The sequence below is a fragment of the Bacillus sp. TH19 genome (assembly GCF_016651075.1).
GTDB lineage: Bacteria > Bacillota > Bacilli > Bacillales > Bacillaceae_G > Bacillus_A > Bacillus_A mycoides.
Window position 1 is genome coordinate 623,479 of record NZ_JAEKEO010000007.1, and the last position, 23,858, is coordinate 647,336.

Below are 23,858 nucleotides of genomic sequence, written 5' to 3' on the forward strand. Positions count from 1 at the left end.
TTATGTCACCGAGAATCGGACTTACATTACAGAAAATTGTAGAAACAGCGGCAGAGATTGCAGATACAAATGGAATACAAGAAGTAACGTTAGCTTCATTAGCGCAAACATTAGGGGTACGTTCACCCTCGCTATATAATCATGTGAAAGGTTTACAAGATGTACGGAAAAATCTCGGTATGTACGGAATAAAACAGCTGCATAACAGACTGGAAGAAGCGGCTGAGGGTAAACGTATGGATGAAGCAGTTCATGCTTTAGGAGAAGCGTATGTCGCATTCGTACGCAAACATCCTGGATTATATGAAGCAACTTTTTTACGAGAGGAAGAAGTAAGAAAAGCAGGTGACGGAATTGTAAAGCTTTGTCTTCAGGTTTTACAACAATACGGCTTAGAGGGAGAGAATGCACTTCATGCGACACGTGGATTCAGAAGTATTTGTCATGGATTTGCGTCGATTGAACAGCAAGGTGGATTTGGTTTGCCACTAGATTTAGATAAAAGTTTACATGTATTATTGGAAACGTTTATTCAAGGATTACATGTAATGAGGGATTGAATAGGAAGCAAAAAAACGTGAATTTGTTACTGATCATGCTTTTTGTATAGTAGGCTGCGGTTTGCTGGAGGCAAAATTACAAGTGGTAGTTGTGTTCTTAATTCTTTCGTTAATTATAGGTGTTGCAGCTTGAGTATGAATAAGAGGAAACCTTAGAAGCGATTCTAAGGTTTTTTTAGTGCATATAATCCTAAAAGAAATAAATACTAAATCGTGAATGAACAAAGAAAGGTAGGAGTATTCTATGCAAAACTTAACAGAGCTTGAAGTAGAAAATTTACGTCATTTAATTGGTGGACATGCGACGATTATTAACAAATTGGACCAGTATGCACAGGCTTGTACAGATCCAGAGTTGAAACAAATGCTACAAAAGGATGCGCAAGATGCACGAAATACGAAACAACAATTAATGACTTTTCTAGGATAGGAGGAAGAGAGAAATGAATGAAAAAGATATGGTAAATGATTATTTAGCAGGGTTAAACTCAAGTTTAACAAGTTATGCAAATTATATTTCTCAGTCTGATAATGAACAGTTACATCAAACGTTAATTCAAATTCGTAATCAAGATGAATCCCGTCAACGTAATATGTATGAATACGCAAAGCAAAAAAGTTATTATAAGCCGGCAGCGCCTGCTAATCCAATGATTGTACAGCAATTGAAAAGTCAATTAAGTGCGGAATAGTGTGATGAAAAAAACGAGCGAATGGATTCGCTCGTTTTTTTGTTTGGTATATGTCAATAAATACATAAAAAATATTTTTCCGGTTGTAACAAATATGACGAAAATGTAATATGACAATTCACAAAAAGGACAAAAACTTTGCTCAACATTTCACAAAGTATCCATGGTTTCTATCGTGAGAACCTCTATAATTAGGGGTGTAAAGAACGAAAGAAATAGACTACATGATCAATTAGGAGAGATTGCTATGAATAGAAACACAAGAAAAATTGCAATTATCGGTACTGGATTAGTTGGATCAAGCTGTGCGTATTCCATTGTAAACCAAGGGATTTGCGAAGAGTTATTGTTAATTGATATAAATCATGAACGTGCAGTTGGAGAAGCGATGGATTTATCCCACTGCATTAACTTTACAAATACAAGAACAAAAGTATATGCAGGAAGTTATGAAGACTGCAAAGATATGGACATTGTCATTATTACAGCAGGACCAGCGCCGAAGCCTGGACAAAGTCGTTTAGACACTTTAGGAGCAAGCGCTAAGATTATGGAGGGTGTTGTTGGCGGCGTAATGGAAAGTGGATTTGATGGCATTTTCTTACTCGCATCGAACCCAGTTGACATTATTACATATCAAGTGTGGAAGCTATCTGGATTACCTAGAAATCGTGTGATTGGTACAGGTACATCACTAGATTCTTCTCGCTTAAGAACAATTTTATCTGAAATGTTACATGTAGACCCTCGTAGTATTCATGGGTATTCATTAGGAGAACATGGTGATTCTCAAATGGTTGCTTGGTCTCACGTAACTGTTGGTGGAAAACCGATTTTACAAATTTTAGAAGAGAAAAAAGACCAATTTGGTGAAATAGATTTAGATGAAATTGTTGAGAAGACTGCAAAAGCTGGATGGGAAATTTATAAGCGCAAAGGAACTACTTATTACGGAATCGGAAATTCTTTAGCTTATATTGCGCGCTCAATTTTCAATGATGATCACCGTGTTATCGCTGTTTCAGCTATTTTAGATGGTGAATATGGCGAATACGATATTTGTACAGGAGTACCAGCAATTATTACTAGAGACGGTGTAAGAGAAGTGGTAGAACTAAACTTATCAGAAGATGAAGAAAGTCGCTTTGCAAAATCAACCGATGTTTTACGCGATTATATGAAAACAGTTGGTTACTAAATTATAGGAGAAGGTGAAACAAATGAAGGAATATATAATGTCTCGTGTGTTTAAAGCTTCAGCCGGAATCGCACAGGGTATTTTCGTATCCCTTGGAATTGGTTTACTGATCGAAAATATAGGAAGAATTGTTGATATCCCATTACTTATTACAATCGGAGTTGTTGCAAAATCACTTATGGCACCAGCAATTGGAGCCGGGATTGCCTTTATGCTCGGTGCAAACGGACTCGTAATTTTCTCAGCAATGGTAGCTGGAGCAATTGGAGCAGGTTCCATTTCAATTACTGAAGCTGGTCTCATCATTAAAACAGGTGAACCAATCGGTGCATTATTAACAGCGACTTTAGCAGTTTATATTGGTAAACGATTAAGTGGAAAAACTGCTTTAGATATGATGCTCGTTCCATTTGCAGCAATATTAGGTTCTGGTTTAGTCGGTATTTGGTTAGCTCAAAATATTAGCCCAGTTTTAAATACAGTTGGAGCATTCATTAAAGATAGTTCAGCTGGTAGCCCGTTTATCGCCTCTATCGTGATTGCTGTAGTTTGGGGATTGTTACTTATCTCTCCAGCTTCATCAGCTGCGTTAGCGATAGCGCTTAGCTTAGATGGTGTTGCAGGCGGTGCAGCACTTGCAGGATGTGTTGCTCAGTTTATCGGATTCTCTGTTATTTCAGCGAAAGAGAATAATTTAGGTGGCATATTAGCTCAGGCACTTTGTACTCCAAAAGTACAGTTGCCGAACATTACTAAAAATCCAATGATTCTCATCCCAACTGTCGTCGCCAGTGCTATAGTGGGCCCAGTATCAGCATTAATTTTCCAACTGGAAGCAGGAAAAGAAATTGCAGGTCTTGGATTAAGCTCTCTTATCGCACCAATTAATTTAATTTCCAGCCAAGGGTGGGAAGTTGTCCCAGCGATGGTAATCACTTATATCATCATTCCAGTAGCTGTTTCTTATATACTGTACATTGCTCTTAAAAAAGCAGGTCGTATTCATTCTGGTGACATGACTGTACCACAATCTTAATTTGAAAATCTCCTTAATATAGAGAAAAGCAGACTGAAGCCACAGTCTGCTTTTTACATTTTTTGATTTTGTTTTACTGGAACACGTACGGTTTCTTTTGCTAATAACAACTGAACGCCGAAGTAAAGTACGCTTGCAAGCGTCATTCCAGAAATGGCGTCTACAAATGCATGCTGCTTCGTAAATAATGTTGATAAAATAATAAGCGTACCGAAGAAAGTAAGGATGTAATATTCCAAAGTATGCTGTTCCTTGCGCTTAAAGGCAGCTAACATAATTACAAATGTCGTAAGGACATGAATGCTTGGGAAGCAGTTTACTGGATGATCAATACTATAAATATAGCGGACTAGTTCGGAAAATACATCTGTTCCAACGACGGTTGGGCGTGGTACAGTTGTCTGCCAAAAAAAATAAATCGAAAAACAAGCAAGTTTTCCAAGAATTACACTACTTAAAGTGACATAATATTGCTTTCGATCAGCAAAACAGTAATAAATAAGTGCACCGTATAAGTATGGAAACCAAAGTAAGTAAGGAATAATAAATGCTTTCACAAATGGAATCCAATCATCTACTACAGTTGTGACATCTACTGCGTGAACAGTAGATTTATTTAATACGTCGTAAAGGGGACTTACGAGTACGAGTAGAAGTATATAACTTAACGGAAGAAGAGATGAAAGTTTAAATTTCTTCATGATAATCTCCTATGTTTTAGTAATGTAAATAAATTCAATTGATTATAATATAGAAAATCCAATTGGGCTATCGATTTTACTTACATTTTCTTGAATTCACCTTACATTTTTGTCACTTGACTTAAAAGAGGGGAAGGGTGCTATATGAAGTGTTCATTTTATTTCTTAGTTTTTATATTGTTATGCCTAGTGAGTACTGGGTGTGCAAAGGATAAAGAAGGAGAGAAATTAGAATACAACGGGAGAGCACTCGTAATTGGAGTTGTTGGTGAAAAGCCGAAAGATACGTTTAGAAATATAAAGTTTGAAAATGTGAAGTTAGAGGAATTGGAAAAGAAATCTAAGGAAGTGGATGGTTTTCTAATAATGAAAGATCACTTTCAAGAAGCCTCAACAGAGCAGTATAAAGATGTATTTTCATCGCTAAAGAAACCAGTGTTTTTTATTGGTTTACAAGATAAATCATATTCAACTTTTATTACAAAAGAGATAGAGTATAACAGTGCACGAAAAGATGTAAATGCTATGTATACGCAAGGTTTTGCAAATATCGGAAGTGGTGAAGGACAACAATGGGCAGTTGGTTTATCGAATGGTGGAAATACAGAAGAAAGTATTCATAATATGTATATCGTAGTATTTCAAACAATTGCAGATTATTTGAATAGATGATGAAGGAGCCTGTAAACGAGGCTTCTTATTTTTTTATGTAGAAGCATATAACAATGTGATTGAGAAGCTCACGCAAGCTTTACAACGTATGCCAGATGCATTCGCGGCTGTAATGATACCGATTTATAATTTTATATCAGCTATTGCAGATTTAATTATAAAATTTAATAAAGCGCATCGAGTATTAGCTCGTTTTATCAAGGGATGATAATGTTAGTTCCACATCTCCCCCCTTGCGATTGGTATTGGTTTGTGGGCAAGTATGCAAGCTGCTTTAGCTTTATTATGGTAGGTAGAGCCAGGAACGAGGATTCTCCTTTATTTTGCATGCAGGAATCGGTTATATAGTGGTTCAAATGGTTCCATTGTTTATAAAATTGCTAAAGATATATAGATTACTTTTTTATTTGGAGGAATTCCCTAACTATCATGGAATACAATCATCAAAAATTCTAAATAATATAATTTTTACCTTGATTTTTTTGGGAAAAACAGTAATTATATGAATGTGTAATTCTAATGTTAAATTAGGAACCATAGAAATAAGGGGGGGTATAAATGGGAGAGATCAAGGTTACTCCAGAGGAATTAAGAAATAGGGCAAAAAATTTTAAATACGCTAGTGCTGAAGCAACTGATCGTCATAATAGGATTCTTTCAGAATTGTTGAATCTTCAAATGAGATGGATAGGAGCTTCGAGTTTATCTTTTTATAATGATTTGCCTACTTTAACCAAAGCTTATGAATCTTTTAATAGTCATTTGAAAAATATTGAAGAAGAATTAGTCCGTATTGCCCTTAAGTTTGAAACAACGGATAATAATGGAGTTAATATGACTAGTGGTGCTACTGGATTAAGTACTGCCGGATTAAGTACTGCCGGATTAAGTGCTGCTGGATTAGGTGCTGGATTAGGGATTAATAATAAAGTTAATTTACAATCAATAACTGATTTGTTAAGTACCAAGTCTAAAGAAGGCTATTTATATAATGAAAGAAGTGGCCCGTTATATGCTAAAGCTATAGGTGGTGAATTGAAAGCTGGAGCAATTATTGGAGGCAGTGCCTCATATAACACTGTAAAAGTAGGTATTGAAGGTTCAGTAAATATTGATGGAAGAGATTTAAAAGGAGAAGCAAGTTTAAGCATGGCAAACGCGGAAGTTGCTGCTAAAATAGATAAAAATGGCTTTGAACTTGGGGCGGAGGCCTCTTTAGCAAAATATGAAGCGGGGATAGATATACCTATACCATTTACAGATCATGATTTACATCTTGGTGGTTCAGCCTCACTTGGACAAGCCGGTGGTTCACTAAAGGTAAGTTCAAGTGGATTTAAAGTGAATTTCCCTTGGGGACCTGGAGCTAGTCCTGTGGGTACAGGTGTTGAAGTAGAGATAAAGTAAAAAGGAGTATCTTTTATGACTTTAGAAAGTTTGAAAAAAATTTTAACAATTCTTTTTGTTATTTGTTTTTTTGGTACTATTATTCTTACAATGTTTGATGCTACATATAATTTAAAAGAAAAAATAATCTTTTCATTGATATATTTAATTACAGTTCCTATTAGTTTTTTAATTTTATATAAAATAGGTAAATTTTTCATTAAATAAAGAGGTGAATTAAAATGGAGAAGGTAGAGAAAGACACATTACTTCCGATTGGTTCAGTTGTGAAATTTAAAACATGGGAACAGCCATTAATGATATATGGTAGAAAACAAGAAGATTCAAAAACTAAGAAAACTTGGGATTATGTAGCTTGTTATTATCCTATCGGAAATATTTCAACCGAATATAATATGTTTTTTAATCATGAACATATATCAGAGGTGATTTTTACTGGATATGTAAATGAAGATGAAATGAAGTTGCGTGAAGATTTAAAATAGCATTATTGATTTTACAACTATAATAATTATAATATATTCACTAGGGTATATTATAGTTATTATAGTTTTTTTGAATGTAAATAGGAGGATATTTATTGTGAGGATAAGGGGGAATGATGTTGAAAACTATTAAAAATACATTATTATTTATTCTATGTTTGGTAGTTCTTAGTGGTTGTTTTACAAGAGAGGGAACGATTGTTGGTGGTAAGGTTCATGGAGGTTCAAATAGTATAGATGGAAAGTATAAAAGTTTCACAGGTTTTGCCACTCAAGATATGGATGTAAAAAAAGGTGAAAGCTGGATATTTTCCTTTGATGATAAAACTAAGCAAGGAACCATAAAGGCTTATGTTTTAGATTCAAATGATAATACAATACTGGAAGTTAATAGTGGAAACAGTAAAAATAATATTAAAGTGTCTAAAGATGATACATATAAAGTTAAAATTATAACAGAAGAACATGGTGGAGAATTTGAAATATCATGGAAAAAAGAAAAGTAGTTAAGTTAATGAGTATCGGGCTATTATTATGTTCTTAGGATTCGGATATCTTCCAAAGAGATGGGGAAAAAGGAAAGTTTCAGAAAAGTTTCTGCAAGCAAAATTTGCTGATGAAGGAAAAGGGATTTTGATTATTACTTATGCTATAGATTTATATGTAATATCTATTCCTTTAAAAGTAAAGAAATATAATTCACTTTAATTTCTATTGAATATAGAAGTGATTATGCTATGAAAGTCATGTTTATGCATGGCTTTTTCTTTGCAGTAATTTCTTACCTGTCGGTTCTATCGCATCCGTTGTAGCGTTATGTGGCGGGATATTCATTATGGGTGGTAGCCAGGAAAAGGGATTTCCCCTTATTTCAAGGACTGGGATTGGCTATATAGTGGTTCAAATGATTCCGTTATTTATGCGATTAATTGTCGGGATTGCTAAAGCTATTTTGTCCTACACTTGTAGGGCTTTTTTATTAACAGTAATTCCTCAATATTCACGAAATATGCAAATGTGCATATTGTATTTATTTGGATTTTATTCATGTTAAAATTACATATAAAGATTTTTATATGTAATGAACTGAAAGCAGAAATATCCAATGAATTTTGAGAGGTGTTACATGTTTAAAAATAAGAAATTGATTCAATTTGGTCTAACATTACTTGTATGTTTATGTGTAATTGATTTTACAATCAGTTATTTTCAAGCGTATCTTGAATCAGCCGCAGGTATTAAATGGGTAATATCAGAAACTTGGAGAACTATTTTGTTAGATGCCCCTGAAAGTATATTGGTTATTTTAGGCGCAGTTGCTTTATATGATTTCACAAAAGAAACATTGCCAAAAGACGCATCACTTTAAATGCGTCTTTTTTTATTTCATTCAATTAGCAATTTCATGGATAGTAGTCTTGCTGTAAAAGCGGAATAAGAAGCCCTAATTAGGGCTTTTTTCATTGCAGTAATTTCTTCAACATCATGGAATACTCTCACTATTACGGCCAAAATCGTTAGTTCCTTTTATCTGTACGCCTTTGTCATTTAAAGTGTTTCCGGGTTCTGTGATTATAGGCTGAAATGGTTAAATAAACGTTTGTTTAAGATGTATGTTCGGTAGGAAGAAACCGATGCAACTCAAAGGTTAACAAAGAAAAGTAGGAAATTAATCAAACGTTTGTTTAAGATGTATGTTCGGTAAGAAGAAACCGATACAGCTCAAGGGCTAACAAAGAAAAATAGGTAGTTAATCAAACGTTTGTTTAAGATATATGTTCGGCGTGGGATGAGAAAAAAATTTTAAAAAATTATATATTTATTTTTTCTTAATAAATGGCGGAAAAATAAGAAAAATTAGCAGGATTATTAAAAATTATCACGAAATAAGTAAAAGTTTAGCGAATAATCGTTTGAAATAATAAAATGTTTTCTATATGATAAAGGTAAAGGTTAGTAAAAAAGTAGGTGAATTTATGACAGTAACATTTTATTCATATCCAAAATGTGGCACATGTCAAAAAGCAAAGAAATGGTTTGAGGCAAACGATGTAGCATATGAGATGATTCATATTGTTGAAAATCCACCGTCAAAAGAAGATTTACGTAATTTACATGAGAAAAGTGAATTACCATTAAAAAAATTCTTTAATACAAGTGGAATGCGTTACCGCGAACTTGGTTTAAAAGATAAGTTAAAGGATGCAAGCGAAGACGAAATGTATGAGCTTTTAGCATCTGATGGCATGTTAATTAAACGTCCAATTGTAACAGATGGAACGAGTGTAACACTTGGTTTTAACGAAGAGCAGTTTGAAAGTGTGTGGAAAAAGTACCAATAAGGTATTTTTACATAATTAATACATTCACTGGAGGTACAGTCATGAGCATTCCAAATAATTTACGTTACTCTGAAGAACACGAATGGGTAAAAACAGAAGGTAATGCGGTTGTTATCGGTATTACTCATTTTGCGCAAGGTGAGTTAGGCGATATCGTATTCGTTGAACTTCCTGAAGTAGGTGCAACAATCCAAGCTGACGAGCCATTCGGAAGCGTAGAATCTGTTAAAACAGTTTCTGAATTATACGCACCTGTAAGTGGTAAAGTTGTAGCAGTAAACGAAGAATTAAGTGACCAACCAGAACTAGTTAACGAATCTCCATACGAGGGTGCATGGATGGTTAAAGTTGAACTTTCTGATGCAAGCCAAGTTGAGAAGTTATTAACTGCAGAAAAATATGCAGAAATGACAAACCAAGACTAATTATAGTCGAAGAAAAAGGACAGCCTTTGTGCTGTCCTTTTTTATGTTGTGTACATAATGAATTTAAAAACATATATATATTAATTATTATGTAGGAGAACGTTTTTGAAAAACTTTTTTCATGGAGGCTTCATGCTGATCGAGCGGCTTGCGCCTTTCGTTGTCTAGCTCCACCTCCTAGCCCTTCATGTCTAAGAACCTTCCGTACGAGAAGACAAAAAGCGTCTTCTGTACGAAAGAACCTTAGCCAACAGGGCTAAACAGTCGGTTCCGCTTTTCGTTATTGTCCAGCTCCAGCGGCTAGATTGTTCGGTGGCTTCGCTTCTTCCTACAAGGCAAAAAGCGCCTTTACGTCAGAAGCTCCATCCCCCTCACAATCTGAGCGAGCCGCTTGCACTTTTCTTTGTGATCCAGCTCCAGCGGCTAGAACAGTCGGTCATTTCACTCCTTCACTTGAGGCAAAGAGCGCCTCTAGTTCAGGGGTGCGGGTGCCCTCCTGTTCTGAACGAGCTGCTTCCGCTTTTCTTTTGCAAAAATAAACAGGAAACAACATGAAAATAACGAATATACTATATACTAAGTTAAAGGTTGTATAGTATATGGTGATCGGGTGATGACATATGATTTATGTGGAAAAAGTCATTATTGTAGAAGGTAAATCGGATAGAAGAAAGATTGAATCTATTATTCGTGAACCAGTGGAAATTGTTTGTACAAATGGTACAATTGGTTTGTCGAAAATGGATGAGCTCATTGATCAATTTTTTGATAAGGACGTATATGTGCTAGTGGATGCTGATGATGCAGGAGAAAAGTTAAGGAAACAATTCCGAAAAGAATTTCCGCAAGCAGAGCATATTTATATTGATCGCTCGTATCGCGAGGTGGCGACTGCACCTTCTTCACATTTAGCAAATGTATTATGGGGAGCAGACATTGACGTTTATACAGAATATTTACGGTAAGGAATGATAGAAGTGATTGATTGGACAGGTGCCGAAGCTACAGCCCTAATAGGAAATGAAGAAAAAACAGTGTTATATGTGTATACACCAATGTGTGGAACATGCCAATTGGCAAAGAAGATGTTAACGGTCGTTGAGATGACGATTGAAGATTTGAAAATTGGAATGTTAGATTTAAATTATGCCCCGCATTTAGCGAAAGAGTATGGGATAGAAAGTGTACCGTGTTTACTTATTTTTGAAAATGGGACACTGATGAAGAAAATATATGCATTTCATTCGGTGGAATATTTATATACGGAATTAAAGTAGGCGGCAAAGTTTTTGCCGCCTCGACATATTTCTTGGGAAATATGTCGACATGCGTGATAGATACAGTATTTGTCGAGCGAAAATAACAGGATTGCCCTTTAATAAGAGGGAATGGTATGTAATAGAAAGTGATATGAGGGATGTGGTTTAGGATGAAATTATATTCTTTGCTTCAATCATTTGTAAATTACGCTAATGGTCAATATCATTTAGAACCGCTTTTAAGGCAAGGAGAAAGAACTGTTAATTTTCGTTTTGGAGATGAATGCTGTTCGTTACAAATTTCAAGAGATTATATAGAACTTTTGAAAGAGGCGAGAGGAACGGAACAAATCGTTTGTTTAGAGGAAGAGGATGTACAAAAATTAGTGACTGGAAATATGAGGTTGCAAAAGTTAATGAGTGATGGACGGGTACAATATTCTGGAACGTATCGAACGATGTTATTAGTTGAATCGATGTTTCATATATGTAAACCGATGTCAGTCGGAGCTTAAAATTCTGAAGTTTCTTTTTTTACGAAAATTTCTGTTGACAGAGCGTGTGGATATTGATACAATTCAATTCATAAAATATAGACAATTTCATAAATTTTAAATCAGACGAAAATTTAATCTGATTTCTCTTATTAAGAGAGGTGGAGGGACTGTGCCCTGTGAAGCCCGGCAACCGTCAACTTATGTTGAAATGGTGCCAATTCCTGCAAAGCAAATGCTTTGAGAGATGAGAGAGAGGGATAATGTTGTTATATACGCATATAAACCTTTCTGCTTCTCTAGAAGCGGAAAGGTTTTTTGTTGTTTGAATGCGGAGGACATTCAAATAATAAGAGGAGCTATAACGATGGACTACACGCATGAAAAATAAAAAAATGCGGAGTCTATCCAAAGTTTTATGAAATCCAGCTCCAGCGGCTAGAACAGTCGGTCGTTTCATCCCTTCCTATGAGGCAAAAAGCGCCTCTACGTCTGGGATTCCAACGCCCTCTTGTTCTAAATGAGCCGCTTACGCTTTTTAAACAAAAAAGGGGTGAACATCATGATTTTATTAGAAAATGTAAAGAAAATATATAAGGCAAAAAGCGGTGATGTCACTGCTGTAGATAACGCCAACTTACAAATAGAGAAAGGCGAAATATTTGGTGTTATTGGATATAGTGGCGCTGGGAAAAGTTCGTTAATCAGATTGTTTAATCAGTTAGAGAAACCAACTTCTGGCCAAATTACAATTGCGAATCGTGTGATTTCAGCGATTACTGGAAATGAACTTCGTAAGGCAAGACAAGAAATCGGAATGATTTTTCAGCATTTCAACTTACTTTGGTCACGAACTGTGCGTGAAAATATCGCATTCCCACTTGAAATTGCAGGTGTCGATAAGGCGGAGAGAAGAAAACGTGTCGATGAGTTAATTCATCTTGTTGGATTAGAAGGAAGAGGAGACGCGTACCCATCTCAGCTAAGTGGTGGACAAAAGCAGCGCGTCGGGATTGCAAGAGCGTTAGCAAATAATCCACAAGTACTTTTATGTGATGAAGCAACGTCAGCTCTTGATCCGGAAACGACAGATCAAATTTTAGATTTATTGTTAGATATTAATAAGCGTCTCGGCTTAACAATTGTATTGATTACGCATGAGATGCACGTTATTCGCAAAATTTGTAATCGAGTTGCTGTAATGGAGAAAGGGAAGATCGTAGAAACGGGTCCAGTACTTGACGTATTCCGTAATCCACAGCAAGACATTACAAAACGATTTGTACAGCAGTTAACTGATTCTGAAGATACGAATGAAACGATTGAAAGTTTAATAGAAAAGTATCCAGATGGAAAAGTAATTCGTTTGCAGTTTGTCGGTGAAGCGGTAGAAAGACCGGTACTTCAAAGGTTAATGCAGCGCGGTGATATAGAAGTTAGCATTTTGCAAGGAAATATCGCGCAAACGAATAACGGCTCTTACGGAAGTTTAGTCGTTCATTTAAATGGTGAAGAAACAGCGATCCAGCAAGCAATAGAAGGGATTCATCAAGATCAAGTAGAGCTGGAGGTGATTGCACATGGATAAGTTAATCGCAAATATTGATTGGAATCAAATGTTAGAAGCAACTGGTGAAACGTTATATATGACGGCAATCGCAGCGCTTGCCACATTTGTTTTAGGACTTATTTTAGGACTATTACTCTTTATGACAGCGAAAGATAATTTATGGGAAAATAAAGCGATTAATACGGTGATTGGAGCGTTCGTAAACATTTTCCGTTCTATACCGTTCATCATTTTAATTATTTTATTAATCCCGTTCACAAAGATTCTTCTTGGAACAATACTCGGAGCGAGTGCAGCGCTGCCAGCTTTAATTATTGGAGCGGCACCGTTTTACGCGAGAATGGTTGAAATCGCACTTCGTGAAATTGATAAAGGTGTAATTGAAGCTTCAAAAGCGATGGGAGCAAAAACAAGCACAATTATTTTGAAGGTGTTAATTCCAGAATCGTTACCAGCGTTAGTATCTGGTATTACGGTTACGACTATTGCTTTAGTCGGCTATACAGCAATGGCAGGTGTTGTTGGTGCTGGTGGTCTTGGAACACTTGCTTACTTAGAGGGATTCCAGCGTGGAAATAACGATGTAACAATCGTTGCGACAATTTGTGTATTACTCGTTGTATTTTTAATTCAGTGGATTGGTGATAGTTTAACGACTCGAATAGATAAAAGATAATGAAAACAGGGGGATATTTCAAATGAAAAAATTATTACTTACAGCACTTATTTCAACTTCAATTTTTGGGTTAGCTGCTTGTGGCGGGAAAGATAAAGATGAAAAGAAACTTGTTGTTGGTGCTTCTAACGTACCGCACGCTGAAATTTTAGAAAAGGCAAAACCGTTACTTGAGAAAAAAGGAATTGAGTTAGAAATTAAAAAATTCCAAGACTACGTGTTACCGAATAAATCGTTAGCAGATAAAGAATTAGATGCAAACTACTTTCAGCACATTCCGTATTTAGAAAAAGAGATCAAAGATAAGAAATATGATTTTGAAATAGCAGGAAAAATTCATTTAGAACCGATTGGTGTGTATTCTCAAAAATATAAGAGCTTAAAAGAACTTCCAAACGGGGCGACAATTATTATGAGTAATTCTGTTACTGATCATGGTCGTGGTTTAGCAATTTTACAAAAAGAAGGCATTTTAAAAATTAAAGACGGAGTAGAGCCAGTTAAAGCAACTCCAAAAGATATTGCGGATAATCCGAAAAACTTAAAGTTCAAAACAGATATCGAGCCTGGTTTATTGCCACAAGTGTATAACAATAAAGAAGGCGATGCGGTTCTAATTAATTCTAACTATGCAATTGATGCGAAATTAAACCCAGAAAAAGACGCGATTGCAATTGAAGGAAATGATTCTCCATACGCAAACGTAGTAGCTGTTCGTAAAGGCGATAAAGATAAAAAAGAGATTAAAGCTCTTATAGAAGTACTGCATTCTAAAGAAATTGAAGACTTTATTACTAAAGAATATAAAGGGGCAGTTGTTCCTGTAAAAGAATAATTGCGGAAAAAGGGCTGGTGTATGCCGGTCCTTTTTTTACTACATAACTATAGGGGAGAAGGGGACATCATATGAAAAAGATTCTATTGTCAGTTGTTACAGCACTGTCTGTATTTACATTAGCTGCTTGCGGGGGGAAAGATGAGAATAAGCTTGTCGTTGGCGCTTCTAATATACCGCACGCTGTTATTTTAGAAAAGGCACAGCCAATATTAGAGAAAAAGGGCATTAAGTTAGAGATAAAAAAATTCCAGGATTATGTTTTACCAAATAAGGCATTAGCTGATAAAGAAATCGATGCAAATTATTTTCAACATATCCCTTATTTAGATAAAGAGATTCAAGAAAAAGGATACAAAATTGTAAATGCAGGAAAAATTCATTTAGAGCCAATGGGCATTTATTCTAAGAAATATAAAAGCTTAAAAGAACTTCCAGATGGCGGAACAGTTATTATGAGTAATAACGTAGCGGAGCGTGGCCGTATGCTCGCATTGTTACAAAAAGGCGGCGTTATTAAATTAAAAGACGGTGTAGATGTTGTTAAAGCAACAGTAAAAGATGTTGTAGAAAATCCGAAAAATTTAAAGTTTAAAACAGATGTAGAACCTGGACTTTCACCGAAGCTGTACGAAAACAATGAAGGTGATGCTTTATTTATTAATTCAAACTACGCAATTGATGCGAAATTAAATCCAACAAAGGATGCAATCGCAATTGAAGGATCAGACTCTCCTTACGCAAATATTATCGCAGTTCGTAAAGGTGACGAGAAGAAAAAAGAAATTAAAGAGCTAGTAGAAGTGCTACATTCAAAAGAAATTCAAGATTTTATTAACAAAGAATATAAAGGTGCTGTACTTCCTGTGAACGAATAGGTGCTGGAAAGGGCTGGGGATAATCCAGTCCTTTTTTCTTTATATATATAAGAAGAAAGGTGTATCATAAGAGGATGTAAAGGAAATACTTATATACATTTGTGAAAAAATTGTTACATTTTCTTAGTGTTTGCGATATCATTTTATTTGCTATAAGATTAGAATGAGAATAAAATGAGAATATGAACGTTTTAGTAATTTTTAAAATGTATATAGAGGATTAATGGAGGTATTGAGATGGCTGGTTCTACATTAACGGTTAAAGACTTACACGTATCAATCGACGGTAAAGAAATTTTAAAAGGTGTAAACCTTGAAGTAAAAGGTGGAGAAATCCACGCAATTATGGGACCTAACGGAACAGGTAAATCAACTTTATCTTCTGCGATTATGGGTCACCCAAAGTATGAAGTAACAGAAGGTAGCATCATCATCGACGGTGAAGATGTATTAGAAATGGAAGTAGACGAGCGCGCACTAGCAGGTCTATTCTTAGCAATGCAATATCCAAGTGAAATTAGCGGAGTAACAAACGCTGACTTCTTACGTTCTGCAATTAATGCACGTCGTGAAGAAGGCGAAGAAATTTCTCTTATGAAATTTATCCGTACATTAGATAAAAACATGGAATTCCTAGAAATGGATCCAGAAATGGCACAACGTTACTTAAACGAAGGTTTCTCTGGCGGTGAGAAAAAACGTAATGAGATTCTTCAATTAATGATGATCGAGCCAAAAATTGCAATCTTAGATGAAATCGACTCAGGTCTTGATATCGATGCATTAAAAGTTGTATCTAAAGGTATTAACCAAATGCGCGGCGAAGAGTTCGGCTGCCTAATGATTACGCATTACCAACGTTTATTAAACTACATCACTCCAGACTTCGTTCACGTTATGATGAACGGTCGTATCGTTAAATCTGGTGGCCCTGAGCTTGCACAACGTCTAGAAGCTGAAGGTTACGACTGGATTAAAAAAGAATTAGGTATTGAAGACGAAACAGCAGAGCAAGAAGCGTAAGAGAGGAGCATAAACATGACAATCGGTACATTACCTTTCGATCAAGAAACAATCCGTCAGCGCGCAAGCGAAGTAAACGAAGCTGCTTGGTTGACTGAGTTCCGCTTACAAGCTCTTGCACAAGCAACTGAACTTCCAATGCCAACGCCTGATAAAACGAAAATTGAAAAATGGGACTTTATCGGAAAAGGCGACGCTGCTAAGCAAGAGCCTGTAAGTTCTTTAACAGAGCTTCCAGAAGCAGTGAAAAACTTAATCGATGAAAATAACAGCGTATTAGTACAACGTGCTGGTACAACTGCGTTCGTTTCTTTAGCAGACGAAGCAAAAGAAAAAGGTGTTATTTTTACAGACATCGTAACAGCTGCAACAGAGCATGCTGAACTAGTACAAAAGTACTTAATGAAAGACGGCGTGAAAGTAGACGAGCATCGTCTAACTGCACTTCATGCTGCATTAATCAACGGCGGTGCATTCGTATATGTTCCGAAAAACGTTGTTCTTGAAACTCCACTTCAAGCTGTATTCTTAGTAGACGGCGAAGAAGCTAACGTATATAACCACGTATTATTCGTAGCTGATGCGAACAGTACTGCAACATATGTAGAAAACTACGTTGCAAATGAAAATGCTAAAGGTATTGCAAATATCGTAGCAGAAGTAATCGTGGAACAAGGCGCACAAGTGAAATTCGGTGCGGTTGATCTATTAGCAAAAGACGTAACAACTTACGTTAACCGCCGCGGTATTGTTGGACGCGACGGCCGTATTGATTGGGCTCTAGGCCTTATGAATGACGGAAATACAATCTCAGAGAACGTTACGAACTTAATGGGCGACGGATCATTTGCTGATACAAAAACAGTAACAATTGGCCGTGGTAACCAAACACAAAACTTTACAACTAAAGTTGTTCACTTCGGTAAACACTCTGAAGGTTGGATTTTAAAACACGGAGTACAAAAAGATAGTGCAACATCTATCTTTAATGGAATTGGTAAGATTGAACATGGTGCATCTAAATCAAATGCACAACAATCTTCTCGCGTTCTTATGTTAGATGAGAAAGCTCGCGGTGATGCAAACCCAATTCTTTTAATCGATGAAGATGATGTAATGGCAGGTCACGCAGCTTCAGTAGGCCGCGTAGATCCATACCAATTATACTACTTGATGAGCCGTGGGATTCCAAAACGCGAAGCAGAACGTTTAGTCATCCATGGATTCTTAGCACCTGTAGTAAATGAGCTTCCAATTGAAGGAGTAAAAGCACAGCTTGTTGAGGTAATTGAAAGGAAAGTTCGCTAATGAATATTCATGAAATACGCAAACAGTTTCCAATTCTTGATCAAAAAGTGAACGGCAAACAACTTGTTTATTTCGATAGTGCAGCAACTTCTCAAAAACCAATTCAAGTCATTGAAACGTTAGAACGTTACTATAAAGAATATAATTCTAACGTGCATCGCGGTGTTCATACGCTCGGTACGAAAGCTACCGACGCGTATGAAGGTGCACGTGAGAAAGTTCGCAAGTTTATTAATGCGAAATCAATGGAAGAGATTATTTTCACGCGCGGAACGACAACTGCATTAAATACAGTAGCAGCTAGCTATGGTCTTGATAATGTAAAAGAAGGCGATGAAATCGTCATCTCTTACATGGAGCACCATAGTAACATCATTCCGTGGCAACAAGTTGCGAAGAAAACTGGTGCAACTTTAAAATATCTTCCGCTTCAACTAGACGGTACAATTTCTTTAGAAGATGTTCGCCAAACAGTTACACCGAATACAAAAATCGTTTCTATCATGCACGTTTCTAACGTACTTGGAACGATTAACCCTGTAAAAGAAATCGGAGCAATCGCACATGAAAACGGTGCAATCATGATCGTTGATGGAGCACAAAGTGCACCTCATATGAAAGTGGATGTACAAGATTTAAACTGTGATTTCTACGCATTATCTGCTCATAAGATGTGCGGACCAACAGGTGTCGGCGTATTATATGGTAAGAAAGAATTGCTAAACAATATGGAACCAATTGAATTTGGTGGTGAAATGATTGATTTCGTAGACTTACAAGAGTCTACTTGGAAAGAGCTTCCGTGGAAGTTCGAAGCAGGTACACCGATTATCGGTAATGCAATCGGACTTGGTGCGGCAATTGATTTCCTAGAAGAAATCGGTCTTCATAATATTGAAAAGCATGAACATGAATTAGCGCAATACGCTTTAGAGAGACTATCAGAAGTAGATGGCGTTACAATTTATGGTCCAAAGCATCGCGCTGGTCTAGTTACATTTAATATTGAAGACGTACATCCTCACGATGTAGCAACTGTATTAGATGTAGAAGGCATTGCGGTTCGCGCAGGACATCACTGTGCACAACCACTTATGAAGTGGCTAAAAGCTTCTTCTACAGCACGTGCGAGCTTCTATTTATATAATACAAAAGAAGAAATTGATACATTTGTTGAATCGCTAATCAAGACAAAGGAGTATTTCACAAATGTCATTTAATAATTTAGATACGTTATATCGTCAAGTTATTATGGATCATTACAAAAATCCTCGTAACCATGGCGTGTTAGAAGATAGTGTTACCGTTAACTTGAACAATCCAACTTGCGGCGATCGTATTCAACTTACGATGAAAGTAGAAGAGGGTATTGTACAAGAAGCGAAGTTTGAAGGCGAAGGATGTTCAATTTCAATGTCTTCAGCTTCAATGATGACACAAGCAGTAAAAGGAAAGAAAATTGAAGAGGCTCTTAAGCTTTCTAAAATTTTCTCTGACATGATGCTAGGAAAAGAGTATGATGACAGCATTGATTTAGGAGATATTGAAGCATTACAAGGCGTATGCAAGTTCCCGGCACGTATTAAATGTGCAACATTAGCGTGGAAAGCGTTAGAAAAGGGCTTAAACGAAGATAAGTAATGTTAAAGGTTCCTAAAAACGAGGTTATATAAGGAGGGACACACCAACATGGCGAAGCAACTGCCAGATATCGGCGATTATAAATATGGTTTCAAGGATAAAGACGTTTCGATTTTCCGTGCTGGACGCGGTTTAACAAAAGAGATCGTTGAAGAGATTTCACGTATGAAAGAAGAACCACAGTGGATGTTAGACTTCCGTTTAAAATCACTGGATAAGTTCTATGAAATGCCAATGCCACAATGGGGCGGCGACTTAAACGACTTAGATTTCGATGAAATTACGTACTACGTAAAACCATCTGAGAAATCTGAGAAGTCTTGGGATGAAGTACCTGAGGAAATTAAAGCGACATTTGATAAATTAGGTATTCCTGAAGCTGAGCAAAAATATTTAGCTGGTGTATCTGCACAGTACGAATCTGAAGTTGTATACCACAACATGAAAGAAGACCTAGAAGATCTAGGAGTCGTCTTCAAAGATACAGATAGCGCATTAAAAGAGAACGAAGATATTTTCCGTGAGCATTTCGGAAAAGTAATCCCACCAACAGACAACAAATTCTCTGCATTAAACTCTGCAGTTTGGTCTGGTGGATCATTCATCTACGTTCCAAAAGGTATTAAAGTTGATACACCACTTCAAGCGTATTTCCGTATTAACTCTGAAAATATGGGACAATTCGAGCGTACGCTTATCATCGTAGACGAAGGCGCACACGTACACTACGTAGAAGGTTGTACAGCACCTGTTTACACGACTAACTCACTTCATAGTGCGGTAGTAGAAATCATCATTAAGAAAGATGCATATTGCCGTTATACAACAATCCAAAACTGGGCGAACAACGTATACAACCTAGTTACAAAACGTGCGGTTTGTGAAGAAAACGCAACGATGGAATGGATTGACGGTAACATCGGATCTAAATTAACGATGAAATACCCAGCAGTTATCTTAAAAGGCGAAGGCGCTCGTGGTTTAACATTATCTATCGCGATTGCTGGTAAAGGCCAACACCAAGATGCTGGTGCGAAAATGATTCACTTAGCACCAAACACGTCTTCAACAATCGTTTCTAAATCGATTGCGAAGCATGGTGGTAAAGTAACTTACCGTGGTATCGTACAATTCGGACCAAAAGCGAAAAACTCTCGCTCTAACATCGAGTGTGACACGTTAATCATGGATAACCAATCTACATCTGATACAATTCCTTACAACGAAATCAAAAACGATTACGTTTCACTTGAGCACGAAGCGAAAGTATCTAAAGTATCAGAAGAACAATTATTCTACCTAATGAGCCGCGGTATTTCTGAGCAAGAAGCTACAGAAATGATCGTAATGGGCTTCATCGAGCCATTCACTCGCGAACTTCCAATGGAATACGCAGTTGAAATGAACCGTCTAATCAAGTTTGAGATGGAAGGTTCTATTGGTTAATATTTAAAAGTGGAAGCGGCTCGTTCAGAATGTGAGGGGGATGGAGCTTCTGACGTAGAGGCGCTTTTTGCCTCATAGGAAGAAGTGAAGCCACCGAACATTCTATCCGCTGGAACTGGATAATATATGTATGAAGAAAGCGCCCTGCATAGCAGGGCGCTTTTTTATGTTGTATATTCGGGTTCGACTGTAAGATACCCGGGTGGGTGTTTAATGAAATATATCGACCACAACTCGGAATATATCGGCGATAATTTCAATATATCAGCGGTTCGACAAGGAATATCGATTTGTCGACAAAGTAATACAAAAGAAATCCCTCATATCCCCCTCAACATTTAAATACGAGAGGAGCACCTATATGGAAGTAAGACAAAGATACTGACAAATCTCCTCCCCCCACCAACTAGAATCATTTCACAAAAATTCCCCCCTCAAACTAATCAACAGACTAGAAAAAGTAATATAAAGTTTTCCATATTAAAAGGGCAATCTTTGGCTTTTTCTTATAATGCGAGTACAATGTAGAATAGCAAGAAAAGACGAAAAGTATTTACAGGATTATTGCGTACGTATAGCGTAAATGGCAGTAAGGAACTGAGAGGAGGTTTTTTCTCTGAATATAAATAAAGAAACAATCATCCACCTTTATCATACAAACGATATACATAGTCATTTTGAAAATTGGCCGCAAATTTCTCGGTTTGTACAAGGGGAGAAAAGGCGAAGACAGGAAGCGGGGGAGACTGTTTTAACTGTGGATATTGGCGATCATGTGGATCGTTTTCATAGTATTTCGGAAGCGACAAATGGACTTGGGAATACAAAATTATTAAATGAGGCGTTATATGATTATGTAACGATCGGAAATAATGAAGGAATTACATTGGCGAAAGAGCATTTGAATCGTCTATATGATGATGCTGGTTTTGAGGTGCTTGTAGCGAACTTATTTGAAAAAGAGGGTGTACGTCCAGCGTGGGCGAAGCCTTATAAATTACATACAACGACAGATGGGATTACGATTGCCTTTATTGGATTAACGGTAGCTTATCCAGAGTTTTATCATATGTTAGATTGGCATATTGAAGATCCAATCATCCATTTAGAGTCTATTTTAGAAGAAGTTAAGGATACAGCTCATATTACTGTTGTGCTTTCTCATCTTGGAAAAAGTATGGATGAGTATATGGCGGAGCATTATGATATAGATGTTATTTTAGGGGCACATACGCATCATTTATTTGAGCGCGGTGTTCTTGTGGATAATACTTTGCTTTGCTGTTGTGAAAAGTGGGGACATTACGTTGGTCACGTTCAGCTTACTGTGGATAAAGAGACGAAGAGACTGTTGAAAAAAGACGGTAGAGCAATTAAGACTGAACGGTTAGGTGCTTATAGCGAGCCGTTATCCACAATTGAAATGCTAAAGGAAGAAAGTAAACAGATAATGGCCGAGCCTGTCGTTCATTTAAAAGAATCATTGCCGGTTGATTGGTTTAAGGAGACGACGTTTTCTCATATGTTGGCAAGTGCACTTAAAGAGTGGTGTAATGCGGATGTTGGGATGGTGAATGCTGGTGTACTTCTTGAGGGATTAAATGAAGGTGTTGTGACGCGCGGAGATATTCATCGGATTTGTCCACATCCAATTAATCCATGTCTGTTAAAAGTACCAGGGAAAACGTTAAGAGAAGTTATTTTGAAAGCGCGCCGCCCGAATATGGAGAATCTTGAGGTGAAAGGATTCGGATTTCGTGGAAAAGTAATGGGGAAAATGATTTACGATGGTTTGGAAGTGATTCCAGATACGATTCCAGGGAATAAAATTTTACTAGAAGATGTATTGATTAACGGCGAATCGCTGGAATTAGACCGGATATATACGGTAGGAACGATTGATATGTTTACATTCGGATACTTATACCCAGAGCTATCCACACTTTCTGACAAACAATATTATATGCCGGAATTGCTTAGAGATGTACTAACAGACATGTTGATAACTTATACATCTTCAATCAAACTATAGGCTAGTTAACTTGTAACACTCATTTTTCTCTTGTCATAAAGATAAGAAAGAGAGGAGTGTGAACTATGGTTAATGTAGAGCCAATTATAATTGATAACTATACGTTCATTGCTGTTAGCGTAAAACTTCCAAAGACAAATTTGCTAGCTGTAATGAGCGATAAAGGATATATTATGTGCGGTGCTTTAGATGTAGGTCTTCTAAATGAGAAGTTAGGTGATCGAGGAATTATTGCTGGCCGTGCGGTTGGTGTAAGAACGATTGAACAACTTCTTGAAGCACCGCTGGAATCAGTAACGACTGGAGCCGAAGCTTTAGGTATTCCGGTAGGCACAATCGGAAAAGATGCACTATTAAAAATGAGATAAGCATATATCGTCCCTCTTTCTTGCATAGAAATAATATAAGAAGGAGGGTTTTCTTATGGGCATATTTCGTTCGAAAAATTCGCGGTTTCGAAGGGGACCGATTTCCTTTCGGTATATACTGCTTATTTCATTTATTATTTTTATCGTAATGGTAGTTCAAGGTTTATGGATTGTAAATAAAAGTATTCAGCCAACGTTAATTAAGTATGGGGAAACAGAGACTCATAAAATGGCAACCGCAGTTATGACGAAAGCGGTAAAAGACCGAATTAATGAAGGGTTTGATGTAGATTCATTAATGAAAGTACAAACGGATAGGAACGGGAAAGTATCTACAATTGATTTAAATACAAAACAAGTAAATGAAATATTAACATCGACTACTGCATACATAGAAAAATATTTACAACAAGTAGAAAAAGGGGATACGAAAGCACTTGGTATTTTTGAAGAGAATGGGGTATCTATGTCAGTTCCTTTTGGGCGCATAACTGATAATGCGCTTCTTGGTAATATAGGACCGGATATTCCGATTAATTTTACGCCAATTGGTCATGTGAATACGGATATTAAACAATTAGTTGAGCCGCAAGGAATTAATAATACAGCAATCAAAATTATTATGGAAGTGGAAGTGACGTTACAAGTTATGATTCCGTTACGCACGAAAGAAATTAAAGTGAAGCAAAACATTCCGATTGCGACGCGCATCGTTCAAGGTGAAGTGCCTACTTATTACGGAAGCGGGGGAGTTGTTGTACCAGATAAAAAGAAAATGGATAATTAGTCAGTAGTGTTCTATTGATTTAT

Annotated in this window: 31 protein-coding genes and 1 riboswitch; of the genes, 30 read left to right on the forward strand and 1 reads right to left on the reverse strand. The window is 36.6% G+C overall.

Features of this window, described 5'->3' with window-relative positions; genetic code table 11:
• Window positions 1–2 precede the first annotated feature (2 nt).
• The 5 genes from JFU54_RS06785 to JFU54_RS06805 all read left to right on the forward strand — a co-directional run bounded on the left by JFU54_RS06785 (window position 3) and on the right by JFU54_RS06805 (window position 3,486).
• Window positions 3–560 (forward strand): TetR/AcrR family transcriptional regulator, encoded by a 558-nt coding sequence (locus JFU54_RS06785; protein ID WP_201064054.1) that lies wholly within the window; start codon window positions 3–5, stop codon window positions 558–560.
• Window positions 561–804: 244 nt separating this feature from the next.
• On the forward strand, window positions 805–990 hold the full coding sequence (locus JFU54_RS06790) for a hypothetical protein (RefSeq protein WP_002112687.1): 186 nt from the start codon (window positions 805–807) through the stop codon (window positions 988–990).
• A 13-nt stretch (window positions 991–1,003) separates the two neighbouring features.
• On the forward strand, window positions 1,004–1,252 hold the full coding sequence (locus JFU54_RS06795) for a spore coat protein (protein ID WP_002034620.1): 249 nt from the start codon (window positions 1,004–1,006) through the stop codon (window positions 1,250–1,252).
• A 247-nt stretch (window positions 1,253–1,499) separates the two neighbouring features.
• On the forward strand, window positions 1,500–2,450 hold the full coding sequence (locus JFU54_RS06800) for an L-lactate dehydrogenase (RefSeq protein WP_483862125.1): 951 nt from the start codon (window positions 1,500–1,502) through the stop codon (window positions 2,448–2,450).
• Window positions 2,451–2,472: 22 nt separating this feature from the next.
• Window positions 2,473–3,486: a PTS sugar transporter subunit IIC gene (locus JFU54_RS06805; protein ID WP_002143642.1), complete on the forward strand. Its 1,014-nt coding sequence runs from the start codon at window positions 2,473–2,475 to the stop codon at window positions 3,484–3,486.
• 53 nt (window positions 3,487–3,539) lie between these two features.
• On the opposite strand, the gene JFU54_RS06810 is transcribed toward JFU54_RS06805, so the two are convergent.
• Window positions 3,540–4,187 (reverse strand): phosphatase PAP2 family protein, encoded by a 648-nt coding sequence (locus JFU54_RS06810; protein WP_002143641.1) that lies wholly within the window; start codon window positions 4,185–4,187, stop codon window positions 3,540–3,542.
• Window positions 4,188–4,331: 144 nt separating this feature from the next.
• Between JFU54_RS06810 and JFU54_RS06815 the strand changes: the two genes are divergently transcribed.
• The 25 genes from JFU54_RS06815 to yunB all read left to right on the forward strand — a co-directional run bounded on the left by JFU54_RS06815 (window position 4,332) and on the right by yunB (window position 23,835).
• Entirely contained in the window at window positions 4,332–4,859 is a 528-nt protein-coding gene (locus tag JFU54_RS06815) for a hypothetical protein (RefSeq protein WP_078185104.1), read from the forward strand.
• Window positions 4,860–4,914: 55 nt separating this feature from the next.
• A complete protein-coding gene (locus tag JFU54_RS06820) occupies window positions 4,915–5,067 on the forward strand; it encodes a hypothetical protein (protein WP_002034624.1) in 153 nt (50 codons plus the stop codon).
• Between the two features lie 350 nt (window positions 5,068–5,417).
• Window positions 5,418–6,266, forward strand: a complete 849-nt coding sequence (locus JFU54_RS06825; protein WP_201064056.1) for a WXG100 family type VII secretion target — start codon at window positions 5,418–5,420, stop codon at window positions 6,264–6,266.
• 15 nt (window positions 6,267–6,281) lie between these two features.
• The gene (locus JFU54_RS06830; protein ID WP_002143637.1) at window positions 6,282–6,473 is read left to right on the forward strand and encodes a hypothetical protein; all 192 of its coding nucleotides are present in this window, start codon (window positions 6,282–6,284) and stop codon (window positions 6,471–6,473) included.
• A gap of 14 nt (window positions 6,474–6,487) precedes the next feature.
• Window positions 6,488–6,751, forward strand: coding sequence for a DUF4176 domain-containing protein (locus JFU54_RS06835; protein ID WP_002143636.1), 264 nt, complete (start codon window positions 6,488–6,490; stop codon window positions 6,749–6,751).
• A gap of 116 nt (window positions 6,752–6,867) precedes the next feature.
• A complete protein-coding gene (locus JFU54_RS06840; protein ID WP_012261937.1) occupies window positions 6,868–7,257 on the forward strand; it encodes a hypothetical protein in 390 nt (129 codons plus the stop codon).
• Between the two features lie 28 nt (window positions 7,258–7,285).
• A complete protein-coding gene (locus tag JFU54_RS29415) occupies window positions 7,286–7,459 on the forward strand; it encodes a hypothetical protein (RefSeq protein WP_000478362.1) in 174 nt (57 codons plus the stop codon).
• 418 nt (window positions 7,460–7,877) lie between these two features.
• Complete coding sequence (locus JFU54_RS06845; protein ID WP_002143630.1) at window positions 7,878–8,120, forward strand: DUF3937 family protein; 243 nt, start codon at window positions 7,878–7,880, stop codon at window positions 8,118–8,120.
• A gap of 607 nt (window positions 8,121–8,727) precedes the next feature.
• Entirely contained in the window at window positions 8,728–9,093 is a 366-nt protein-coding gene (locus JFU54_RS06850) for an arsenate reductase family protein (protein ID WP_002129756.1), read from the forward strand.
• Window positions 9,094–9,134: 41 nt separating this feature from the next.
• Window positions 9,135–9,518 carry a glycine cleavage system protein GcvH gene (gene gcvH, locus JFU54_RS06855; RefSeq protein ID WP_000026895.1) on the forward strand — a complete coding sequence of 128 codons (384 nt, stop codon included), beginning with the start codon at window positions 9,135–9,137 and terminating at the stop codon, window positions 9,516–9,518.
• A 620-nt stretch (window positions 9,519–10,138) separates the two neighbouring features.
• Window positions 10,139–10,483, forward strand: a complete 345-nt coding sequence (locus JFU54_RS06860) for a toprim domain-containing protein (RefSeq protein ID WP_000640865.1) — start codon at window positions 10,139–10,141, stop codon at window positions 10,481–10,483.
• A gap of 3 nt (window positions 10,484–10,486) precedes the next feature.
• Window positions 10,487–10,795: a thioredoxin family protein gene (locus tag JFU54_RS06865; RefSeq protein WP_002015940.1), complete on the forward strand. Its 309-nt coding sequence runs from the start codon at window positions 10,487–10,489 to the stop codon at window positions 10,793–10,795.
• Window positions 10,796–10,947: 152 nt separating this feature from the next.
• Entirely contained in the window at window positions 10,948–11,292 is a 345-nt protein-coding gene (locus tag JFU54_RS06870; RefSeq protein ID WP_002015939.1) for a hypothetical protein, read from the forward strand.
• A gap of 125 nt (window positions 11,293–11,417) precedes the next feature.
• Window positions 11,418–11,525: riboswitch (SAM riboswitch) on the forward strand.
• Between the two features lie 308 nt (window positions 11,526–11,833).
• A complete protein-coding gene (locus tag JFU54_RS06875; protein ID WP_061673671.1) occupies window positions 11,834–12,859 on the forward strand; it encodes a methionine ABC transporter ATP-binding protein in 1,026 nt (341 codons plus the stop codon).
• Window positions 12,852–13,517 (forward strand): methionine ABC transporter permease, encoded by a 666-nt coding sequence (locus tag JFU54_RS06880; protein WP_002129754.1) that lies wholly within the window; start codon window positions 12,852–12,854, stop codon window positions 13,515–13,517. Before JFU54_RS06875 ends, JFU54_RS06880 begins: the two co-directional genes overlap by 8 nt.
• 22 nt (window positions 13,518–13,539) lie before the next feature.
• Window positions 13,540–14,352 carry a methionine ABC transporter substrate-binding lipoprotein MetQ gene (gene metQ / locus JFU54_RS06885; protein WP_002015935.1) on the forward strand — a complete coding sequence of 271 codons (813 nt, stop codon included), beginning with the start codon at window positions 13,540–13,542 and terminating at the stop codon, window positions 14,350–14,352.
• A gap of 71 nt (window positions 14,353–14,423) precedes the next feature.
• The gene (gene metQ / locus JFU54_RS06890; RefSeq protein WP_002089377.1) at window positions 14,424–15,230 is read left to right on the forward strand and encodes a methionine ABC transporter substrate-binding lipoprotein MetQ; all 807 of its coding nucleotides are present in this window, start codon (window positions 14,424–14,426) and stop codon (window positions 15,228–15,230) included.
• A gap of 237 nt (window positions 15,231–15,467) precedes the next feature.
• Window positions 15,468–16,253, forward strand: a complete 786-nt coding sequence (gene sufC, locus JFU54_RS06895; RefSeq protein WP_002015933.1) for a Fe-S cluster assembly ATPase SufC — start codon at window positions 15,468–15,470, stop codon at window positions 16,251–16,253.
• 15 nt (window positions 16,254–16,268) lie between these two features.
• A complete protein-coding gene (gene sufD, locus JFU54_RS06900; RefSeq protein ID WP_002139278.1) occupies window positions 16,269–17,561 on the forward strand; it encodes a Fe-S cluster assembly protein SufD in 1,293 nt (430 codons plus the stop codon).
• Window positions 17,561–18,781, forward strand: a complete 1,221-nt coding sequence (gene sufS, locus JFU54_RS06905; RefSeq protein WP_002015930.1) for a cysteine desulfurase SufS — start codon at window positions 17,561–17,563, stop codon at window positions 18,779–18,781. Before sufD ends, sufS begins: the two co-directional genes overlap by 1 nt.
• Window positions 18,771–19,202, forward strand: a complete 432-nt coding sequence (gene sufU, locus JFU54_RS06910) for a Fe-S cluster assembly sulfur transfer protein SufU (RefSeq protein WP_002089369.1) — start codon at window positions 18,771–18,773, stop codon at window positions 19,200–19,202. The genes sufS and sufU overlap by 11 nt, the downstream gene beginning before the upstream one ends.
• Before the next feature lie 48 nt (window positions 19,203–19,250).
• Complete coding sequence (gene sufB, locus JFU54_RS06915) at window positions 19,251–20,648, forward strand: Fe-S cluster assembly protein SufB (protein WP_002015928.1); 1,398 nt, start codon at window positions 19,251–19,253, stop codon at window positions 20,646–20,648.
• 640 nt (window positions 20,649–21,288) lie between these two features.
• Window positions 21,289–22,680, forward strand: coding sequence for a bifunctional metallophosphatase/5'-nucleotidase (locus JFU54_RS06920; protein ID WP_201065561.1), 1,392 nt, complete (start codon window positions 21,289–21,291; stop codon window positions 22,678–22,680).
• Between the two features lie 65 nt (window positions 22,681–22,745).
• On the forward strand, window positions 22,746–23,048 hold the full coding sequence (locus JFU54_RS06925; protein ID WP_002015926.1) for a YunC family protein: 303 nt from the start codon (window positions 22,746–22,748) through the stop codon (window positions 23,046–23,048).
• A 55-nt stretch (window positions 23,049–23,103) separates the two neighbouring features.
• Complete coding sequence (yunB, locus tag JFU54_RS06930; protein WP_063218098.1) at window positions 23,104–23,835, forward strand: sporulation protein YunB; 732 nt, start codon at window positions 23,104–23,106, stop codon at window positions 23,833–23,835.
• Window positions 23,836–23,858 lie beyond the last annotated feature (23 nt).

Excerpts from the sequence above, each read along its gene's own strand:
- metQ (WP_002089377.1), top strand. The coding sequence starts at position 14,424 with ATGAAAAAGATTCTATTGTCAGTTGTTACAGCACTGTCTGTATTTACA.
- JFU54_RS06795 (WP_002034620.1), top strand. The coding sequence starts at position 1,004 with ATGAATGAAAAAGATATGGTAAATGATTATTTAGCAGGGTTAAACTCA.
- gcvH (WP_000026895.1), top strand. The coding sequence starts at position 9,135 with ATGAGCATTCCAAATAATTTACGTTACTCTGAAGAACACGAATGGGTA.
- JFU54_RS06865 (WP_002015940.1), top strand. The coding sequence starts at position 10,487 with ATGATAGAAGTGATTGATTGGACAGGTGCCGAAGCTACAGCCCTAATA.
- JFU54_RS06925 (WP_002015926.1), top strand. The coding sequence starts at position 22,746 with ATGGTTAATGTAGAGCCAATTATAATTGATAACTATACGTTCATTGCT.
- metQ (WP_002015935.1), top strand. The coding sequence starts at position 13,540 with ATGAAAAAATTATTACTTACAGCACTTATTTCAACTTCAATTTTTGGG.
- JFU54_RS06880 (WP_002129754.1), top strand. The coding sequence starts at position 12,852 with ATGGATAAGTTAATCGCAAATATTGATTGGAATCAAATGTTAGAAGCA.
- sufD (WP_002139278.1), top strand. The coding sequence starts at position 16,269 with ATGACAATCGGTACATTACCTTTCGATCAAGAAACAATCCGTCAGCGC.
- JFU54_RS06875 (WP_061673671.1), top strand. The coding sequence starts at position 11,834 with ATGATTTTATTAGAAAATGTAAAGAAAATATATAAGGCAAAAAGCGGT.
- JFU54_RS06835 (WP_002143636.1), top strand. The coding sequence starts at position 6,488 with ATGGAGAAGGTAGAGAAAGACACATTACTTCCGATTGGTTCAGTTGTG.
- JFU54_RS06785 (WP_201064054.1), top strand. The coding sequence starts at position 3 with ATGTCACCGAGAATCGGACTTACATTACAGAAAATTGTAGAAACAGCG.
- JFU54_RS06860 (WP_000640865.1), top strand. The coding sequence starts at position 10,139 with ATGATTTATGTGGAAAAAGTCATTATTGTAGAAGGTAAATCGGATAGA.
- JFU54_RS06825 (WP_201064056.1), top strand. The coding sequence starts at position 5,418 with ATGGGAGAGATCAAGGTTACTCCAGAGGAATTAAGAAATAGGGCAAAA.
- sufU (WP_002089369.1), top strand. The coding sequence starts at position 18,771 with ATGTCATTTAATAATTTAGATACGTTATATCGTCAAGTTATTATGGAT.
- JFU54_RS06790 (WP_002112687.1), top strand. The coding sequence starts at position 805 with ATGCAAAACTTAACAGAGCTTGAAGTAGAAAATTTACGTCATTTAATT.
- JFU54_RS06830 (WP_002143637.1), top strand. The coding sequence starts at position 6,282 with ATGACTTTAGAAAGTTTGAAAAAAATTTTAACAATTCTTTTTGTTATT.
- JFU54_RS06845 (WP_002143630.1), top strand. The coding sequence starts at position 7,878 with ATGTTTAAAAATAAGAAATTGATTCAATTTGGTCTAACATTACTTGTA.
- JFU54_RS29415 (WP_000478362.1), top strand. The coding sequence starts at position 7,286 with ATGTTCTTAGGATTCGGATATCTTCCAAAGAGATGGGGAAAAAGGAAA.
- JFU54_RS06840 (WP_012261937.1), top strand. The coding sequence starts at position 6,868 with ATGTTGAAAACTATTAAAAATACATTATTATTTATTCTATGTTTGGTA.
- sufB (WP_002015928.1), top strand. The coding sequence starts at position 19,251 with ATGGCGAAGCAACTGCCAGATATCGGCGATTATAAATATGGTTTCAAG.
- JFU54_RS06815 (WP_078185104.1), top strand. The coding sequence starts at position 4,332 with ATGAAGTGTTCATTTTATTTCTTAGTTTTTATATTGTTATGCCTAGTG.
- sufS (WP_002015930.1), top strand. The coding sequence starts at position 17,561 with ATGAATATTCATGAAATACGCAAACAGTTTCCAATTCTTGATCAAAAA.
- JFU54_RS06870 (WP_002015939.1), top strand. The coding sequence starts at position 10,948 with ATGAAATTATATTCTTTGCTTCAATCATTTGTAAATTACGCTAATGGT.
- sufC (WP_002015933.1), top strand. The coding sequence starts at position 15,468 with ATGGCTGGTTCTACATTAACGGTTAAAGACTTACACGTATCAATCGAC.
- JFU54_RS06850 (WP_002129756.1), top strand. The coding sequence starts at position 8,728 with ATGACAGTAACATTTTATTCATATCCAAAATGTGGCACATGTCAAAAA.
- JFU54_RS06810 (WP_002143641.1), bottom strand. The coding sequence starts at position 4,187 with ATGAAGAAATTTAAACTTTCATCTCTTCTTCCGTTAAGTTATATACTT.
- JFU54_RS06800 (WP_483862125.1), top strand. The coding sequence starts at position 1,500 with ATGAATAGAAACACAAGAAAAATTGCAATTATCGGTACTGGATTAGTT.
- JFU54_RS06805 (WP_002143642.1), top strand. The coding sequence starts at position 2,473 with ATGAAGGAATATATAATGTCTCGTGTGTTTAAAGCTTCAGCCGGAATC.
- yunB (WP_063218098.1), top strand. The coding sequence starts at position 23,104 with ATGGGCATATTTCGTTCGAAAAATTCGCGGTTTCGAAGGGGACCGATT.